The organism is Actinomycetota bacterium, from assembly GCA_040757835.1.
GTDB lineage: Bacteria > Actinomycetota > Geothermincolia > Geothermincolales > RBG-13-55-18 > SURF-21.
This window is the reverse complement of record JBFLWJ010000016.1, coordinates 44,433-62,913: the sequence shown is the minus strand read 5'-3', so window position 1 is coordinate 62,913 and position 18,481 is coordinate 44,433. Positions and strand designations below refer to the sequence as shown.

Annotated in this window: 15 protein-coding genes and 2 riboswitches; of the genes, 12 read left to right on the top strand and 3 right to left on the bottom strand. The window is 63.3% G+C overall.

The window, feature by feature from the left end:
* Window positions 1–46: 46 nt before the first annotated feature.
* A complete protein-coding gene (locus tag AB1384_12255) occupies window positions 47–2,251 on the bottom strand; it encodes a methyl-accepting chemotaxis protein (GenBank protein ID MEW6555045.1) in 2,205 nt (734 codons plus the stop codon).
* Between the two features lie 259 nt (window positions 2,252–2,510).
* Between AB1384_12255 and AB1384_12250 the strand changes: the two genes are divergently transcribed.
* Entirely contained in the window at window positions 2,511–4,865 is a 2,355-nt protein-coding gene (locus AB1384_12250; GenBank protein ID MEW6555044.1) for a pyruvate formate lyase family protein, read from the top strand.
* A gap of 1 nt (window position 4,866) precedes the next feature.
* On the opposite strand, the gene AB1384_12245 is transcribed toward AB1384_12250, so the two are convergent.
* Window positions 4,867–6,411: a PAS domain-containing sensor histidine kinase gene (locus tag AB1384_12245; protein MEW6555043.1), complete on the bottom strand. Its 1,545-nt coding sequence runs from the start codon at window positions 6,409–6,411 to the stop codon at window positions 4,867–4,869.
* 182 nt (window positions 6,412–6,593) lie between these two features.
* Window positions 6,594–6,712, top strand: a riboswitch (molybdenum cofactor riboswitch).
* Here AB1384_12245 and AB1384_12240 point away from each other — a divergent pair.
* The 8 genes from AB1384_12240 (at window position 6,706) to AB1384_12205 (ending at window position 14,603) form a co-directional block, all read left to right on the top strand.
* Entirely contained in the window at window positions 6,706–7,521 is an 816-nt protein-coding gene (locus AB1384_12240) for a hypothetical protein (GenBank protein ID MEW6555042.1), read from the top strand. Its footprint overlaps the riboswitch before it by 7 nt.
* Window positions 7,522–7,566: 45 nt before the next feature.
* Window positions 7,567–7,695, top strand: a riboswitch (molybdenum cofactor riboswitch).
* Window positions 7,696–7,759: 64 nt separating this feature from the next.
* Window positions 7,760–8,608, top strand: coding sequence for a substrate-binding domain-containing protein (locus tag AB1384_12235; protein MEW6555041.1), 849 nt, complete (start codon window positions 7,760–7,762; stop codon window positions 8,606–8,608).
* Between the two features lie 94 nt (window positions 8,609–8,702).
* A complete protein-coding gene (locus AB1384_12230; GenBank protein MEW6555040.1) occupies window positions 8,703–9,470 on the top strand; it encodes an ABC transporter permease in 768 nt (255 codons plus the stop codon).
* Window positions 9,467–10,570 carry an ABC transporter ATP-binding protein gene (locus AB1384_12225; GenBank protein ID MEW6555039.1) on the top strand — a complete coding sequence of 368 codons (1,104 nt, stop codon included), beginning with the start codon at window positions 9,467–9,469 and terminating at the stop codon, window positions 10,568–10,570. The genes AB1384_12230 and AB1384_12225 overlap by 4 nt, the downstream gene beginning before the upstream one ends.
* A 68-nt stretch (window positions 10,571–10,638) precedes the next feature.
* Window positions 10,639–11,787, top strand: coding sequence for a putative sulfate/molybdate transporter (locus AB1384_12220; protein ID MEW6555038.1), 1,149 nt, complete (start codon window positions 10,639–10,641; stop codon window positions 11,785–11,787).
* Between the two features lie 305 nt (window positions 11,788–12,092).
* Window positions 12,093–12,938 (top strand): substrate-binding domain-containing protein, encoded by an 846-nt coding sequence (locus AB1384_12215; protein ID MEW6555037.1) that lies wholly within the window; start codon window positions 12,093–12,095, stop codon window positions 12,936–12,938.
* 22 nt (window positions 12,939–12,960) lie between these two features.
* The gene (gene glp, locus AB1384_12210; GenBank protein ID MEW6555036.1) at window positions 12,961–14,166 is read left to right on the top strand and encodes a gephyrin-like molybdotransferase Glp; all 1,206 of its coding nucleotides are present in this window, start codon (window positions 12,961–12,963) and stop codon (window positions 14,164–14,166) included.
* Window positions 14,167–14,180: 14 nt separating this feature from the next.
* On the top strand, window positions 14,181–14,603 hold the full coding sequence (locus AB1384_12205; protein ID MEW6555035.1) for a class IV adenylate cyclase: 423 nt from the start codon (window positions 14,181–14,183) through the stop codon (window positions 14,601–14,603).
* Here the strand turns inward: AB1384_12205 and AB1384_12200 are convergent.
* Complete coding sequence (locus AB1384_12200; protein MEW6555034.1) at window positions 14,552–15,118, bottom strand: GNAT family protein; 567 nt, start codon at window positions 15,116–15,118, stop codon at window positions 14,552–14,554. The two genes, AB1384_12205 and AB1384_12200, sit on opposite strands and share 52 nt — an antisense overlap.
* A 148-nt stretch (window positions 15,119–15,266) precedes the next feature.
* On the opposite strand from AB1384_12200, the gene crtI reads away from it, so the two are divergent.
* The 3 genes from crtI (at window position 15,267) to AB1384_12185 (ending at window position 18,456) form a co-directional block, all read left to right on the top strand.
* A complete protein-coding gene (gene crtI / locus AB1384_12195) occupies window positions 15,267–16,784 on the top strand; it encodes a phytoene desaturase family protein (protein ID MEW6555033.1) in 1,518 nt (505 codons plus the stop codon).
* An 11-nt stretch (window positions 16,785–16,795) separates the two neighbouring features.
* Window positions 16,796–16,954 (top strand): hypothetical protein, encoded by a 159-nt coding sequence (locus tag AB1384_12190; GenBank protein ID MEW6555032.1) that lies wholly within the window; start codon window positions 16,796–16,798, stop codon window positions 16,952–16,954.
* 98 nt (window positions 16,955–17,052) lie between these two features.
* A complete protein-coding gene (locus AB1384_12185; GenBank protein ID MEW6555031.1) occupies window positions 17,053–18,456 on the top strand; it encodes a CoA-binding protein in 1,404 nt (467 codons plus the stop codon).
* The last annotated feature ends 25 nt before the right edge of the window (window positions 18,457–18,481 follow it).

Genomic DNA, 18,481 nt, shown 5'->3' with positions numbered 1-18,481 from the left:
TGTCAACGGTTGGAGCGGGCAAACGGCCTTCATGCAGTGACGTATCTCAGGATATCTTGAAGTTGGCTACCATCTCCTGCAGCTTGTTGGCGATCTCCGAGAGCCTCTCGGCCGTACCGGTGAGCTCCGTGGTCACCGCGGTCTGTTCCTCGGAGGAGGCCCCTATCTCTTCGTAAGCCTGCGCGGTGGCTTCGACCTGGTCCTTCATGGCGTTCAGCGAATCCGCCAGCCTTTCGCTCTCGTCGAGTTCGCGCGAGGAGGCCTCGGCTATGGACCCCACCATCCTGGCCATGCGGTTCACCACGTCCGAGATGGAAAGGAGCGAGGTGTCGGTGCGCTCCACCGTCTCCATGCCTACGAACATACCCATGGTCCCCTTCTCCATGAGGCCCTTCGCCGTCTCCACGTCGTCCTGTATGGCCCTCACCAGCTCGTGGATACGCTGCGCTGAACCGGCCGCTTCCTGGGCCAGTTTCTTGACCTCGTCCGCGACCACCGCGAAGCCCTTCCCGAACTCTGGCACCCTCGCCGCTTCGATAGCGGCGTTCAGGGCCAGGAGGTTGGTCTGGTCCGCGATTCGGGTGATGATATCCACGATGGTGCCGATCTTCTGGGAACTCTCCCCTAGAGATATCACGGCCTCCATCGATTCCTCCAGGATGTCCTTGAACTCGGAGATCTTCTCCACGGCGTCGTGCGCGTACTCCCTCCCCTCCATCACCAGCCTCTCGGCGTCCTGGCCGATCTCGTAGCTCTGGCTGGCCTTGGCGTGGGACATGGATATCGTCTCCGCCACGCTGCCCATTATCTCCTCGACGTTCTTGATCTGTTCCACCTCGTGTTCTATCTGCCCCGAGAGGTCCTGCACCAGGGCGTTCAACTCCTCGATGGCCGCCATGATCTGTTCGGAGACGGCGACGATGCTGTCGGCGCCCTCGCTGACCTCGCCGGAGGTCTGCCGCAGCTCGCCGCTGATATGGCGGAGAGAGGAGAGCATCTCGGAATAGGAACTCGAGAGCTCGCCGAAATCGTCCAGGGAGTCCACGGGGACCTCGACGGCCAGGTTCCCGGTGGCCACTACGCGGGATGTCTTGACCAGGCGCTTTATGGGGTCCGCGATATTATGGGACAGGAGCAGGGTGAGGTAGATCGCGACACACGCCCCCAGGAGCAGGAGCAGCAGCATGGTCGGGGTCAGGCTCCACAGGGCGTGAAAGGGTATCTGGGTCAGGTCGACGCGCAACAGCACCCAGCCTTCGTTGAGCTCGAGGGGGGCCGCGGTGACGAGGTATTCGCGGTTGCCGACCTGCTCGAACCCGCTGAAGACGGCATCTTCCGTGCCCGCCATGCTGGCGGTAAGTTCCTCCCAGGTGTCATCGCCCACCGTGCCCCGCGAAAAAGAGAAGACCTCCCTGCCCCTCTCGTCGTAGACCGCGAGCCTCTCGTCGTCGCTCAAGGCCAGCTCGGACGAGATCCCCTGGAGGTCCTCCCGGGGTGCGCCCTCGTCCAGGAGGGTATCCAGCTCGATGGAGAGCAGGCGCACGTTGTCCCGGCCCCGCTCTTCCAGGTCCTCCTTGAGCATGTCGCTGGAGATGTAGGAGGAAGCGATCCAGGTGATACCGAGCGCCAGCACCAGGATGAGCAGCGAGAAGGCCCCCAGCTTCCAGACGGTCCCCGGCGCGGAATAAAAACCGAAGCCGCCGCAATCAGCCAGGAAGATCCGGAGCACGGGGCGCATCTCGCGCTGGGAGATGAAGAGGGTGACGAAGAAGTCGGTGACTGCCAGCACCACTCCCAGCGAGATATAGGCGACGGACATGTAGGGGGTGAAATCGGCCATGCCGCCGAAGGCGAGGACGCCGAGGGTGATGCTGAGAAAGATGGCCGCGGAGTTGATGGCGGCATGCTCGTAGCTCGACCTGTAGAGGGTCCTCTGCAGGCCCACCGCGAGTCCACGGTCGGACTGTGAGTGCGGGTCCCTTTCAGTCACGTACCAGGAATCGAGGCGGCGCACGAGGCGGCGCTGCCTGGCCAGGTAGGCGATGGCGAAGACGGCGATGAGGGGTATCACCACCGCCACCAGGGCGTAGACGAAGACCAGGTACTGGTGGGCGGTGAACCCGAATATGGTCAGGGAGAAGAGGGCGAGCACGACGACGGGTATGGTTATGACCGAGAGGGATGACTTTACGAGCAGCCTCCGGGAGGCGTCATACAACGCTTTCTCGAACTCTCTGCTTCCGTACCGCAAGGAGGCTCCTCTTTGTAAAGGCCCAGGACAGTATCGTTATCTCTAATCGACCTCACCCAGATAAGGCTTGAATATGGTGCCGCTGTCGCTTTCGCGATGCAGCCGGTTGAACCGCCTATGTTACGCTGTCGTCCCTTCGCATGCGTGCCAGGCCTAGCCGATCGGAATCGGCTAGGCCTGGCACCGCCGCGTCACCCTCCGGGTGCCGCTGTCACTTTCGCGATGCATACTATCGGACGTTTGCTATAATCAGAGGCAAATGTTAGAGGTAGATGAACGGGTTGGGAGGAGCGAGCGCTTCCGGCGCATCAAGGGCGAACTCATGGGCTCGCCTGTGCACCTTTGCCCCGAAAGAGCGCTGCTGGTCACGGATTACTTCAAGAAACACGATGATCCCACCGACCCCATGCCGGTCCGCAAGGCGAAACTACTGAAGTACATACTCGCGAACAAGTCCGTGCGTATCTACGCGGATGAGCTCATCGTCGGCAACGTGGGCTCGTACCGCATATCCGCCATCACCCAGCCGGAGCTGGCGGGGGTCTTCATGAGCGAGGACCTGCTGTGGATAGAGCGCCGGAAGACCACCCCACTGCTCATCACCTGGTCCGACCGGCTCAGGCTCCTCTTGAAGGTGATACCCTACTGGCTCTTCCGCAACATGAACGTGCGCGCCTTCAGGGACCGCTTGCACCTCCTGCGCTACGTGAGCGAGCAACTGCGCCCCACCTACTACCTCATCAACGAGGCCGGGGGGATCGGCCACTTCCTCCCCGGCTACGACAGGATGATCCAGCTGGGCGTGGAGGGCTACCTGGAACTCATGCGCGGCAAGGAGGGACCGCTCTACGAGGCGGCGCGTACAGCCTGCGAAGGGTTGTTGGTCTTCGCGGGGCGCCTGGCCGATGAGGCGGAGAGGCTGGCGCGGACGGAGGAGAATGCCGTCCGTAGAGCCGAACTCGTGGACATAGCCGCGGTGTGCCGCAAGGTCCCGGCCCGTCCCGCGGAGGGCCTGCAGGAAGCCCTGCAGTCCATGTGGTTGACCCATCTCGCGGTGAACCTGGAGAGCCTCAATTCCGCCGTTTCGTTCGGCCGTATCGACCAGTACCTCTATCCCTACTACGAAAAGGACATGGCGGAGGGGCGCCTGACGCGTGAAGAGGCGAAGGACCTCCTGCTCTCCTTCACCGCCAAGGCCGCCGAGCACGTCTTCCTCCTCTCGGAGCGGATAAGCCAGTTTCACGGCGGCTACCTGGTGGTGCAGGCGGCCATCGTGGGCGGCATGGACCGCCAGGGCGACGACGCCACCAACGACCTTACTTACATCTTCCTCGACGTCATGGAGGAAGCCGGCTTGAGGGATCCCAACTACCAGGCACGCGTGCATGCGGGTTCGCCCGACGAGTACCTGTTGCGCGTGGCCGATGTCGCCCGTAAGGGCAACGGCATGCCTGCCGTCTTCGGCGACGAGGCGTCCGTGGCTTCCCTGGTCTACCACGGTTATCCGGTTGAGGAGGCCCGCAACTACGGCGTGGTGGGGTGTGTCGAGCTCGCCCTCCCCGGCAACAGCTTCTTCTCCACCGACGCCGGCCTGTTCAACCTGCCCATGTGCCTGGAGCTGGCCCTGAACAGGGGACGGCGCTTCGGCGGGCGCTTCAGGGTGGGGGCGAGGACTGCTGACCCCGCGACTTTCCGGGACATGGATGACGTGGTCAGGGCCTTCCGGGCGCAGGTTGAGCACATGGTGGAGAAGATGGTCGGCGACTTCCGCGTGGTCGAGACGGGGAACCGCGACTTCAATCCCACGCCGCTCTCTTCCATGCTCGTCGAGGGGTGCCTGGAGTCCGGCCGAGACCTCACCGAGGGCGGCGCCAAGTTCAACTCCAGCGGCATCCAGGGAGTCGGGATAGCCGACGTCGCGGATTCCCTCTACGCCCTCGAAGAGCTGGTGTTCTCACGGGGGAAATACCGGCTGGACGAGGTCGTCGCGGCCCTGGAGGCGGATTTCGCCGGCCACGGACGCCTGCAGGCGGAATTGCGGGGCTGTGCGAAATACGGCAACGACGACCCCGCCGTGGACTCGTATGCGGACCTGGTGGCGCACATCTTCCACGACGCTCTCTCCGCTTACCGCAACACCCGGGGCGGGCCATACGTGCCGGGCTTCTATTCCGTCACCTGTCACGTCGCCTTCGGCCGCAGGGTAGGGGCCCTGCCCAGCGGGAGGAACGCCGGCAGGCCCCTGGCGTCCAGCCTGAGCCCGGCCAACGGCTGCGACCGCCTCGGCCCCACCGCCCTCCTGCACTCGGTGACGAGGGTCGACTCCAGGCTCATGCCCAACGGCTGTGCCGTCAACCTGCGCTTCGATCCCCGCAACCTCGCGGGGGAGGAGGGTCCGGCAAACCTGGCGGCGCTGATGCGGGCATATTTCGCCCAGGGCGGCATGCAGGTGCAGTTCAACATCATCGACCCGGAGGTGCTGGAGGACGCGAGACGCCATCCCGGCAAGTACCCGGGACTGGTGGTGAGGGTGGCCGGTTACTGCGCCTACTTCGACGACCTGCCCGAGGCGGCTAAGGACGAGATCATCTCCCGCACCATCCACTCCGTCTGACTCACCCCGCCGGCGCGGTGAAGAAGAAGGTGGCGCCCTTCCCGGGCTCGGACTCCACCCATACCCTGCCCCCCCAACCTTCAACGGCTCTCTTCACCGTGGAGAGCCCTATGCCCAGTCCCGGGGTCCCGGCGGTGCTGAAGCGCTTGAAGGGCTGGAATATCTCCTCCATGGCCTCCCGGTCCAGGCCCGGGCCGTTGTCACGCACGTAAAAGGCCACCGCTCCCGCAGCCGCCCGGGAACCCACCTCTATACGGGGGCACCGCGTCCCGGCGAGGTATTTGACTGCGTTGTTGACCAGGTTGGTAAAGACCTGGCGCAACTTGTACTGGTCCACCCTTATGGCCGGGAATTCCTCTCCCAGGACGATCTCTATGCCCCCGTCCTCGATCTCGCTCTCGTGCTCGAAGAGCACGTCGCTCAGGATGTCCAGGGGTTCGACCCTGGTCACGGTGCCCGCTGCCTGGCCCGCCTGCGCGTATCCCAGCAACGACTCCGTGAGCTCGTCCATGCGCCTCGCCGCCGAGATGATGCTCTTCAGGTAAGCTTCCGTCTCTTCCACCGAGTTTCCCTCGGCGCGCATCAACTGTGCATACCCCTCGATGAGGGCCAGGGGGGTGCGCAGGTCGTGGGAGACCGTTGAGGCGAAGGAGTCCAGTTCCTGGTTCCTGGCCCGCAGCTCCTCCTCCATCAGCTTACGCTCGTTGATGTCGCGCGAGTTTACTATGAAGCCGCCCACCGCGGGATCCTCCAGCAGGTTGGTGATGATGGCCTCGTGCCAGTGGTAGGTGCCGTCCGCGTGCCTGAAACGCCTCTCCGCGGCGAGGCTTTTCCCCGGGTTGCCCATGATGAAGTCGTGGTCTTTTCGGGCACCCTCCACGTCATCGGGATGAAGGAAGCTGAGCATGGACTTGCCGTACACTTCCTCCCAACCATAGCCGGTGATGCGGGCGGCCGAAGGGCTGCCCCAGACGAAACGGAAGTCGCGGTCGAGGACGGAGATCATGTCCGCGGCGTTGCGGATGAGGGAACGGTAGTAGCTCTCGCTGCGCTGCAGCTTCTGCTCGACGGCTTTACGGTCGCTTATGTCCCTGGCGGTGAGGACCATACCTGATACGGCGGGATTGTCGGTGAGGTTGATGCCTTGCGCTTCGATGCTACGCCACGAACCGTCCGCATGGCGGTAGCGTAACTCCATCCTGATGGCCCGTCCGGGCGTGACCACGCCCACGGTGAAGGAGATAAGAAACTTGTCGAAGTCGTCTGGATGGATGTACTCGAAAGCATTGGCCCCGGTCAGTTTCTCGCGGCTGTACCCGGTTATCCTCTCCACCGAGGGGCTCACGTACTGTACCACACCGTCCTGGCCCAGGATGAGCAGGATGTCATTGGAGTTCTCGAGCACGACGTTCAAGGCCTCCATCCCTTTCTCGAGGGCCTTCTTGATGCGGTGCAACTCGTTCTCTGACCGCTCGAGTTCGCTAACGCGGAGGCGCAGCGCCTCCACTTCCTCGCCTGGACCTTCCCCCTCTTTTTTCTCGTTCATATCTCTCCTATGAGATCGCAGGGGCCGCGGGCGGGCCGCCGGGCTGCTCCCTGCCTCGACCATCCATCGATAGAACTCCTCAATATCGCTTTTCGGCACATGTGCGGACTTTGACAACCCTCTGGGCCTTCGCCTTGAACCAAACGCTGCCAGGGAGTTACAATTTCACCGCAACCGCAGAGAAGAAACGAGCTCTCCGAGTCGAGCCGCCTAAGGCGACAGCTAGGGCACTCGACCGCCAGGGTGCAGGTGGAAACGCCGGCGCCTCCCATGCTTGGAAAGGAGAGGGGATTGGTGGAAGAGGTACGCCCGCCCTCTCGGGACGGGCTTTTTTCGAGAGCCGACCGCCCCCGGATAATCACCATCTCCGGTGCGAACAAAGATATCGGCAAGAGTTCCCTGGTCGCTTATCTCGTCAGCCATTGCCGGGACTGCTCCGCCATGAAGGTGACGTTGCACGAGGAGCGCCCGCCCGGCGAGGCGGTGCTCGAGGAAAAGGAACCCGACGGGAACGGCGCCGACACCGCGAGGATGCTGGCGGCGGGGGCATCCCCCGTGTTCTGGATACGCACCACCGTGGACGGGCTCGCCGCGGACTTGAGGGAGGCCTTCTCCCGTTCGCAGGCCTCGCTGGTCATCGTGGAGGGAAACAGCGTGCTCGAGCACCTGGAGCCTGACTTCGCGGTGTTCATCATGGGCAGCGGGTTCGAGGACTTCAAGCCCTCGGCCTTCAAGGCCATAGAGAAAGCCCACACCATCGTGGTCAATGGAGAACGCCGGCTGTCGGGCGCGGAAGTCCTCGCTCTGGAGAAAAAGATCAAGGCGATGAGCCCCAGGGCAAAGATGGTGGTCGTGTTTGAGCTGGGCCGGGAGAGAGCCTGGGAGATAGTGCTGTCCCGTGCCGCGGGCAGAGTGGGAGGTGAATTGATGTCAGGCGAGATCGACGAGAAGGTTATGGAGGCCGTGAAGGCCAGGGCCGAGGAGGGCCGCATCGCGTGCGCGGTGGCCCTCAAGCTGGCCGAGGAACTAAAGGTCCCCACCGGAGAGGTGGGGAAGGCCGCGAATGCCCTGGACGTGAAGATCGTGAAGTGCTCGCTGGGGTGTTTCTAGAGAAAGCTGAACACTACCGGACAGGTACATTGACAACCGAGGTATAGACGCATCGGACCTCCGAGCTCCGTTCCTAAGGCCGCGTGAAACAAGGGCTATGGATATGAGCCGAAAGGGTATGGGGGGAAACCCCCATGCCTCCCGTGCTTGGAAAGGGGGTGGCGGTATCTGAACCGTGTTGCCCGCCTCCCGGTGGGCTTTGTCGTTGAAATGGTCAATTGAAGAAGGAGATGCAGCTATGAGTAAGAAATGGTTGGTTTTCACCATCGTGCTGCTGGTGGCCATCGCCATGGTCGCGATGATCGCGGGGTGCGGGGAAGAGGAGAAGACGGAGCCGGTGGAGAGGAGCGAACTCATCCTGGCCACCACCACCAGCACCCAGGACTCCGGCCTGCTCGACGCATGGGTACCCATGTTCGAGGAGGACAACCCGTACACGGTGAAGGTCATCGCCGTGGGCAGCGGCGCGGCCATGGAGATGGGCAAGAACGGCGAGTGCGACGTCATGCTGGTGCACAGCCCGGCCGCGGAAGAGGAGATGGTGGAGGCCGGTGAAGCCGTCGACCGCAACGCCGTCATGCACAACGACTTCATCCTCGTGGGGCCGGCTTCCGATCCGGCGGGGGTCAAGAGCGCCACCAGTGCGGTGGACGCTTTCACCAAGATCGCGAACTCGCAGTCCGCGTTCATCTCCAGGGCTGACGAGTCCGGCACCCACACCAAGGAACTGGCCATCTGGAAAGCGGCCGGCATCACGCCGGCGGGTACGTGGTACGTGGAGAGCGGCAAGGGCATGGGAGACACCCTGCGTATCGCCAGCGAGCAGGGCGCCTATACCCTCAGCGACCGTGGAACATTCCTGAGCCTGGAAGACGAGCTGGACCTGGTGATCCTCAATGAGGGGGACCCGATACTCTTCAACAACTACCACGTCATGAACGTGAACCCGGAGAGATGGCCGGACGTGAATTTCGAGGGGGCCCAGGCCTTCAACGACTTCTGCATCTCGCCCGAGGCGCAGGAGTTCCTCAACACCTTCGGCGTGGAGGAGTACGGCGAGCCCCTGTTCTTCCCCGACGCTCTCTGATCTGGATTAATATGATATAGGTCCCAAGGCCCCGGCGCCTGGCGCCGGGGCCACGTTCCGGCGGTGGCGGTCGTGGTGAGAGGTGGCGATCAACATGGGAGATATCTGGGAAGGCCTGGTCGAGGCCATCAAACTGATCTTCAGTTTCGACCCCTACGTGATGAAGATAACCCTCTTCACGCTGTACGTATGTGCCATTGCCACCTTTTTCGGGATGCTCATCGGCATCCCCCTGGGCTCGGTGCTGGCGCTCTACCGCTTTCACGGCCGAAAGTTCATGGTCACCCTGGTCAACGCGGGCATGGGGCTGCCCCCGGTGGTGGTAGGGCTCTTCGTCTATCTGCTGCTGAAGCGGAGGGGACCCCTTGGCTTCCTCGGCTGGCTTTATACGCCCAGGGCTATCATCCTGGCCGAGATCGTGCTGGCCATGCCCCTGATCGCGGGCATAACCATGGCCGCCATGATGAACGTGAATCCCAAGCTGAGGCTGCAATCGAAGTCGCTGGGGGCGGGTGAGGTACGCTCCACCATGACCCTGCTTCGCGAGAACCGCCTCTCCCTGGTCGCCGCGGTAATCGCGGGTTTCGGCGGCATCATCTCCGAGGTGGGAGCGGCCATGATGGTGGGGGGCAACCTGCTCGTGAACGGGGAGCCTTACACCCGTACCCTGACCACGGCGACCGTGCTCGAGGTCAGCAAGGGCAACAGCACCTCGGCCATCGCCCTGGGGATAATCCTGCTGGCCATCACCGTCCTCCTGGTATGGGTGATGACCCTGATCCAGCAGGGCACCCTGCTCAGCTTCCCGGCGCGCATCGCGCGCAACATGATGTCCCGGCATCGCAACGAGGAGGCAGTTTGAGCGCCTTTCTCAGGGTCGAGGGACTGCAGCACGCCTACGAGGGAAGGCAGGTCCTGGACGTTGACAGCCTCGAGCTCGGCGAGAGGGAGATACTCGCCGTCATCGGGCCTAACGGCTCCGGCAAGAGCACCTTGTTGCGCATAATGAACCTGTTGGAGAAGCCCACCGCGGGTGAGCTGACCTTCTGGAACGGCGTCCGCCTGTCCACCATGAGCCGGCAGGAGAAGAAGGAGCTCTCGGGCCAGATGGCCATGATCTTCCAGGAAGCCCTGCTCTTCAAGCGCACCGTGCGGGCCAATATCGCGTACGGGCTCAAGATGCACCGCATACCGAAGGAGGAGAGGAACAGGAAAGTGCAGGAGATGCTGGAGAGGCTGGAAATCGAGGACCTGGCCGGGCGTGACGCCATGACCCTGTCCGGCGGGGAGGCACAGAAGGTCACCCTGGGACGGGCGCTGGTGCTGCAGCCTCGCCTGGTGTTCATGGACGAACCCCTGGCCTCCCTCGACGTCCCCGCCCGCAAATCGCTGCGCGCGGACATATCGCGCCTGGTGAAAGAGATGGGAGTAACCGCCGTTTACGTGACCCACGACTACCACGAGGTGCTGGAGATAGCCGACCGGCTGGCGGTGCTGCTCGACGGCAAGCTGCAACAGGTGGGAAAGCCCACGGAGGTCTTCGCGCGGCCGGTCAGCGAACAGGTCGCCGAGTTTCTGGGGGCGGAGAACCTGCTGGAGGGAGAGGTGCTGGCATGCCGGGAAGGCATGGCAGATCTGGATATCGGCGGGACAAGGATAGAAGCCATTTGCGAGCAGCCGCCGGGCTCCCGGGTCAGGGTACTGGTACATCCCGAGGAAGTGGTGCTGCTGGCGGATTCCGGCGATGCCGGGTCCGCGCGCAACCGCCTGCCCGCCCGTGTGGTCGACGTGAAAGCCCTGGGAGCACTGGTGAAGGTGGACCTGGATTGTGGCTTTCCGCTGGTCGCCTACATAACCCTGGCCTCGCGGGAGGAGATGGGCATCGAGCGCGGACGCAGGGTGACGGCGGTGATCAAGGCGACTGCCGTCCACGTCTTGCCTTATATAGGTCCCAGGGCGTAAGGGTGTCCGTTGCCCGGGCCGCCGGGTGACGGTCTCCACTCCGCTGACACGCTAACGGAGGGACGGCGTTGAAGATCGGTTCCTTCGAGTTCAACCTGCATGAGCTGGCCGGATCTATGGGCGACTTCGGCACCCTGCTCCCCCTGGCCATCGGATACATCGCGGTATGCGGCCTCGATCCCGCCGGGCTGCTGGTGATGATGGGTCTGGCCAACATCGCCACCGGGCTGATCTACCGGCTGCCTATGCCCATCGAGCCCATGAAGGTCCTGGCCATTGTAGCCATAGCCCACGCTTGGTCTCCTTCCATGGTCTATGCCTCCGCTTTTGCCATGGGTATCGTGTGGCTTGTCCTGGGGGCGGCCGGGATCATGAAGAGGATAGCGCGAGTGACGCCGCTCTCCGTCATCAGGGGCATCCAGGTATCGCTGGGGATCCTGCTCGCCATCGAGGCTTTCAAGCTGATCAACGCGGGAGCCGCTGGGTGGATGATCGGCCTGGTTTCCGTAGCCATCGTACTGGTTCTGAGGACCAACCGTTACGCTCCCGCTGCTCTGGTGTTGGTGGCAATGGGCCTGCTGATCATGCTATTCAAGGGGGAATTCCAGAATATAGCGGGACCAAGCTTCACCCTTCCGAGGCTCACCAGTTTTTCCGCGAAGGAGGTGTGGCTGGCGCTCCTCGCCGGCGGTTTCGCACAGATACCCCTCACCGCCACTAACGCGGTCATCGCCACCTCATCCCTGATCAAGGAGTACTGGCCTGAGCGCGAGGTGACGGTTCGGCAACTCTCTCTGAACATGGCGGTCATGAACCTCGTATTCCCGTTCTTCGGTGGCATGCCCCTGTGCCACGGCGCGGGAGGTTTGGCGGGACAGTATTACTTCGGCGCTCGCACCGGCGGAACGAACCTCATCGAGGGCACGATCGAGATCGGGATGGGATTGTTCCTGGCCGCCTCCATCGCGGCGATCTTCGCCGCCTTTCCCAGCGGTATCATCGGGGCCATGCTCTTGATGGTCGGTCTCGAGTTGGTGAAGTTCGCCAGGAATATCCGCTGGAGGAAGGATCTTGCGCCCATGGCGACCACCGTGCTCGTCTCCGTATTCACCAACATGGGCTACGGATTCGCGGCGGGGCTGGCGGTTTATTACCTCCAGAGGTTCTATTTCAGGAAAAGAAACCGGTGCGCATGCGGTAGTGAGAAGCACGCCTAGAGGTTTAGCTTAGAGCGATGTACCTGATATGCAAGTGCTTTTCCGGCCCGGCGACAAGGCTGGTCGTCGTCGCAAGCTCCTCCGAGCACCTTGCTCGCCGGGCAAGGGACAGCGCAGATGGAGGTCGCCCGGACGTCGCGACGCCCCGGGGTGTTGGTTCTTATAAACAATACCCGGACCTGTACTCCTGACTTCTACCGCGGCTATACCCGTTCCGCTTCGACCGACCTGGTAGTTCTCGGGCAAGTGGTTGCGCAGACGGATTTGTCCCGACCGACCTCGCAGCGTAGTGTAGAATAATCTCCATGAAGAGAAAGGCCTTTCCTTTACTCGCGATGCTTGTTGCCGCATCGCTCCTCATCGCGCCGGCTCTCGTGACCGGTTGTGGGGGCGACGATGCCCCCCTGGTGTTCGCCGCCGCCAACGACCTGGAGGGAAGCGGCGTCCTGCAGGCCTGGGTGGAGGACTTCCAGGACAGGTCGGGCCGGCGCATGGAACTGGTGGTGGTCCCCGACGCGGAGGCTTTCGCCATGGCGCGGCACGGGGAGTGCGACGTCATCCTTACCCACATCTACGAGGCAGGACTGGAGCTGGAGCGGCTCGGTTTTCTCGAGGGCGGGCAGGACGTGATGGTGGGCGACTACGTCGTCCTCGGTCCCCCGGGGGACCCGGCCGGTATCCGGGGCATGGAGAGCGCCGTTGACGCCTTCGCGAAGATCGCCGCGGCGGGCCAGACCTTTATCCTGCGCTTTGACGGTTCAGGCACCGCCGACCGGGAGAGCACCCTCTGGAGCGTCTCCGAGGCCGGGACGACGGGAAACTGGCTCCTGCCCACGGACGCCGGCACCGAGGGGGCCTTGCGGGAGGCATCACAGCAACAGGCCTATACCCTGGCCGACCGCAGCACTTACTACAGGCTGGCGGACGAGCTCGACCTGGAGATACTGGTGCAGGGGGGAGCGGAGCTTACGGATGTCTACCGCGCGGCCGCGGTGAGTTCCGTTACCTATCCCGATGCCGACCAGGAGGGGGCGCTGGAGTTCATAGACTACCTGCTCTCCGAGGACGGCCGGTCTTTCCTGGACATGGGGGCATGGGTACCGCCGGAGGAGCAGAGCGAGACCGCCCCGCGGGAACAGGGCGAGGAATGAGAGAACGTGGAGGTTGCGTGAGATGTTGACGGTCGACGAGGCGAGGGAAAAAGTGCTGGGATCCATCACCAGGCTGGAGGAGGTCGAGCTGCCGCTCCTGGAGGCCCTGGGGCTGAACCTGGCGCAGGACGCCGTGGCGCCTTACCACATCCCCCCCTTCGACAACTCCGCCATGGACGGGTACGCGGTGAGGGAGGCCGACATCTCCGGCGCCTCCCGGGACGAGCCGGTCGAACTGGTAGTCCTGGGGGACCTCCCCGCCGGCTACACCGCTGACACTACGGTCGGAGAGAGACAGGCCCTGCGCATCATGACCGGGGCGCCACTACCCGGCGGGGCCGACACCGTTGTCCCCGTGGAAGCTACGCGAGTTGAGGGCGACCGCGTCCTCATCCTGGAGGCCCTGCCCGCCGGATTCCACGTGCGCCGGGCGGGGGAGGATGTGCGGGAGGGGGAGACGGTGATGGCGGCGGGCACCGCCATCGGCCCCGCCGAGCTGGGCATGCTCGCCAGCCTGGGCTACGCGCGCCCGCGCTGCACCCGGCGCGCGGTGGCCGGGATCATCTCCACCGGTGACGAGCTGGTGGGCCCGGAGGAGGAACTCGCCCCCGGCAAGATCCGGGACTCCAACAGCTACACCACCTACGGCATGGTGCGGGAGGCGGGTGCGGAGCCGCTGCGCCTGGGCGTGGTCCGGGACGAGGCGGCCCTGCTCGAGCGCACCATCCTCGATAACCTGGAGCGTGTCGACCTCTTCATAACCAGCGGGGGCGTCTCCGTCGGCGATTACGACATGGTCAAGGACGTGCTCGCGAAGCTGGGCGAGATGAACTTCTGGAAGGTGTCCATGCGGCCGGGCAAGCCCCAGGCCTTCGGCCATATTCACGGCAAACCCCTCTTCGGTCTCCCCGGCAACCCCGTGTCGGTGATGGTCTCCTTCGAGCAGTTCGTGCGCCCGGCCCTGCGCAAGATGATGGGATGCCGCGAGCTCTTCCGCCCCCAGGTCACCGCCGTCCTCGACTCGCCCCTGGGCCGCAAGACGGGAAGGACCGAGTTCATCCGCGTGGTGGCGGAATGGCGCGACGGCGCCTACCACGCGCGGGCCACCGGCCCCCAGGGCAGCGGCATCTTAAAGTCCATGGTGCTGGGCAACGCCCTGGCCATCCTGCCGGAGGATATCGGGCGCCTGGAGCCCGGCGCGGAGGTCACCCTCCAGCTCCTGCGCTAGGGTTATATTTCATCGTGCCCACAGGCCGCCTCAAGCTCCGCGAGTTCGCGGGCGAAGGTCTTCCAGGCAAATTGATCTTCTACACAAGGCGCAACGAACCACGACCGCGATCCAGCGATTACCATATCCTGGAGGTCACGGATTCTACGTTCCTCAGGGGACTGCTCTCGTCGGCCCCGGGGGCAAAAGCTGTCGTAAGAAAGGAACGCACCGTCTATCTGTTCCAAAACGTGCGCATACATCTCGACAAAGTCGACGGACTCGGGACCTTCCTCGAACTCGAGGCCTTGCTGGATGAAGACTATCTGGAAGAGGAAAGTCCGCGCTTGCTCGGGGAGCTCATGCGGGAGTTCTGCATCGCGGAGGAAAACCTGTTGAGCGAGTTCTATTGCGAACTGATCGAGGAAAACCGCGGTTCGTTATTGGAAAGGCTGTAGACTACAGACTCTAGATACTCTCCGTTAGTCCGGTCAATCCCACAGATGAATCCCTCCTCGATAAATCCCAGCTTCTCGAGACAGTGCCTCATCCTTCCGTTGAAGGAGTAAGTGCTGGCTATCACGGATTCGAAGCCCATCCCCTCAAGAAGAGCCGTTGTCATTAACTTGAGGGCGGCAGTCCCGAGGCCCCTGTTCTGGTTCTCTTCTCCTGCGATCAGGATATCCAGTGACGCAAGGTCTTTCCGCCCATCCAGGTCATGACTATCGTTGGTATAGGAGATCGTTCCGACAGGTCCTGACCTATCTTCGATAATGAAACACCTGCCCTTATCCGGTTCGCTTTCGTCGAAGTAGTCCGCCCAATCGCGAAGAAGCTCTTCCCGCTCAATCCTTCTGTGACTCCCATACCAGAAAGGAGAAACGGAATCGTCGTTGATCCAGAGCAGCAACAGGCCGATATCATGGTTGCTCATCGGTCTTATTTCGATTTCGCTGCCTCTCAAATACTCCATTTCGTATCGCCTCGACCATATTTTATAACGCGGGTATGACGCTTGCGGAAAAGACTCCGGGAGGAGCCGGCGGCCTTGCCAACATCAAAAGTAGATAGTAAGATAATATCCACGGGTCATAATCACTAGCTAATAGACGGGAGGTACCATGCCTGACTATGACGTGGTGGTGATCGGCGGAGGGATCGGCGGCCTGTCCACTGCCGCCCTGTGCCAGAAGGCGGGCATGAAGACCCTCGTGCTGGAGCAGTCGGACCGCATCGGCGGTTGCTGTTCGACCTACGAGGTCGAAGGGTTCAACTTCGATGTGGGAGCGAGTGTTGTCGAGATGCCCGGCGCCTTCGAGGAACTCTTCAAGCGCCTGGGCCTGGAACGCGAGAAATACATCCCCTTCGTGGAAGTCGACCCCATCTATGACTACTGCGATATCAACCGGGGCATGCGCTTCAATTACCCCACCTCGGTGGAGGGCACGGCGGAGGTGATCGCCAGGTTCGCACCCCAGGACGCCAAGGCCTTTCTGGATTTCGCCAAGAAGTTCACGCCCATCATCAGCGGGCTGGTGGACAGCTTCTTCTACGTGCCCTGCATGAGCTTCCTGGACTCCGTCAAGCTGGTCATCCGCTATCCCCAGATGATCAAGGTGCTGCCCATGTTCGTAACCACTCACCAGAAGGTGGTGGCCAAGTACTTCAAGAACGAGGACGTGCAGGCCTCCATGGCCTTCCAGTCCTTTTACGGCGGCATGCCGCCCGACCTCTGCGCCGGCCTCTACGCCATCATCGGCTTGCTGGAGCACGAGGGCATCTACTACCCTCCCGGAGGCATGATCCGCATCCCGGCCGGGATACAGCAGGCCTTCGAGGACCTGGGCGGGGAGACCAGGTTCGATGCCCGCGTGGTGCGCGTGATGGTCGAGGACCGCACCGCGAAGGGAGTAGAGCTGTGGGACGGCACGGAGATAACGGCCGGCAACGTCGTAGGGTCCATAAACGCCAGGAAGATGTACATGGACATGATCGGCAGGGAACATCTTCCCTGGCACGTGTGGAGGGGGATCAAGTCCATGGAACTCTCCATGCCCTGCCCCATGATCTACCTGGGCGTGGATTACGAACCCCCCCTGGTCGCCCATCATACCCTCAACCTGACCAGCCCCAAGGTGATGAACGATTACTGGAGCGACTACTACCTCAAGGGCAAGCTCTACGAGGTCGATGGCAAGCCGGAGATCATGGGCCTCGTCTCCTGGGCCTCCAAGATCGATCCCTCCCTCGCGCCCGAGGGCAAGCACGTGCTTACCCATATGGGCCTTGCACCGTATAACCTCGCCGGAGATGACTGGGACAGACTGAAGGAGCGCTATATAGACGCGGCCATCGCCACCATTGAACGCAACATCATACCGGACCTGTCCAAGCACATCGTCTACCGGGACATGGCCACGCCGCTGGACCTGGAGCGCATGCTCCTGCATCCCGCCGGAGCGGTTTACGGCATCCAGACCGACATATCCCACATGGCGGTCTTCCGCCCCGCCAACCGTTCCAAGGCCATCAGGAACCTCTACCTGGCGGGGGCCTCGACACACCCCGGAGGCGGCATCCCGGGTGTGCTCGCGGGGGGGATCATCACCGGCGGCCTGGTCACCAGGGACAACGCGTAAGGGGTGTAACGATGATGAACATGGGGATAAAGACCAAGGTGCTGGTAGCGGCGGGCCTTGCGGCGGTCCTGGCCGCTTATCTCGCGACAACGACTGGACCATCGGACTGGCGTTACGCAAAACAACTTGCGACCAACCTGCCCAAGATGCCGTTCCGTTATTTCGTTTGAGATACACATACGGATGAGCGCGGCCGGGTCACAGGGGGCCGCTGCGGCGTGCATAGGGCCCGGCATGCATTGAGACGTCCGGTCTGGGGGGAACGTCCGTGGCATCAGAGATGGAACCGTTCTTCAATCCTACCAGCGTGGCCGTGGCTGGGGCCTCGAGTTCGGCCATGAAGCTGGGCAATGTGATCCTGGCCAACCTGCAGCGCTTCGGGTACGCGGGCAGGGTGTTCGCCATCCACCGCGACGCCGGGGAGATCATGGGGTTTCCCGCCTTCCCCTCCGTGCGCGAGGTGGGACAGGAGGTGGAGACCGCCGTCGCCCTATTGCCGCGCGAGTTGATACCCGGTTTCGTGGAGGACTGTGCCGCCGCGGGCACGCGCAACGTCATCGTCTGTGCCGGCGGATATACGGATGCGGGGCCCGAGGGCGCCGAGATGCAGCGCCGGCTCCAGGATACGGTGCGCGCGCGCGGCATGCGCATGATGGGCCCCAACAGCGTGGGTACCATCAGCACCGGTTCCGGTTTCGTCACCTCCCTCATGACCCTGCAACCAATCAAGGCGGGCCCGCTTTCGGTGATCGCCCAGACCGGCCTCTTCGCCGGGGGCTATGCCCTGTGGGTGAGCTCGACCCAGCACTTCGGCCTCGCCAGGGTGGCCTGCCTGGGCAACAAGGCGGACATCGACGAGGTGGACGTCCTGGAGTACCTGGAAGGGGACTCAGGCACCGGCGTCATCGCCGTCTACTCCGAGGGCATCGCCAGGGGAAGGGAGTTCCTCGAGCTCGCTGCCAGGGTCTCGCGCTCCAAACCCATCGTCCTGCTCAAGGGTGGGCGCACGAGGCTGGGCATGGACATGGCCGCCAGCCATACCGGCTCCCTGGCCGGGGAGGACGCCGTGCTGCGTGGGGCCCTGGCCCAGGCCGGGGTGGTGGCGGTGGAAGGCATAGACGGCCTCTTCGATAGCGCCAAGGCCCTGGCCTATTGTCCCGCCCCCGCTGGCCCCGGCCTGGGGGTGATCTCCATCACCGGGGCGGGGACCGTGATGGCTGCTGACGCCTGCCAGCGCCGGGGGCTGCGCCTGCCGCCGCCAGCGCAGGACACGATGCGGCGGTTGCGCGCGGGACTGCCCGGCTGGGCGCGGCTCGCCAACCCCATGGACATCTGGTCGGGGACCCTGCAGGGCTCGGTGGAGGACTCCTACCGCGTCATCCTCGATGCCTTCTGTGCCCAGGAGGACATGCACGCCATCCTGGTGGTCTTTTCGCTGGTGCCGGAGGCGGAGTTCGACGGTGCGGGGATGCTGGCGGAGGCGAAGGCGGCACACCCCGAAAAACCCTTCCTGGCCTGCTTCATGGGGGCGCCCGAGGAAGACCGCAGGCGCTGGTTCCTGTCCATGGAGGAGAAGGGCGTCCCCGTCTACGATTCTATTGAACGCGCCATCGACGCCGCCGGGGCCCTTGCGGCCTATGGCGGCTGGCATAGAAAGAGCAGGCATGAGTAAGGGGGTCAGGGGGAATGGAGGTAGT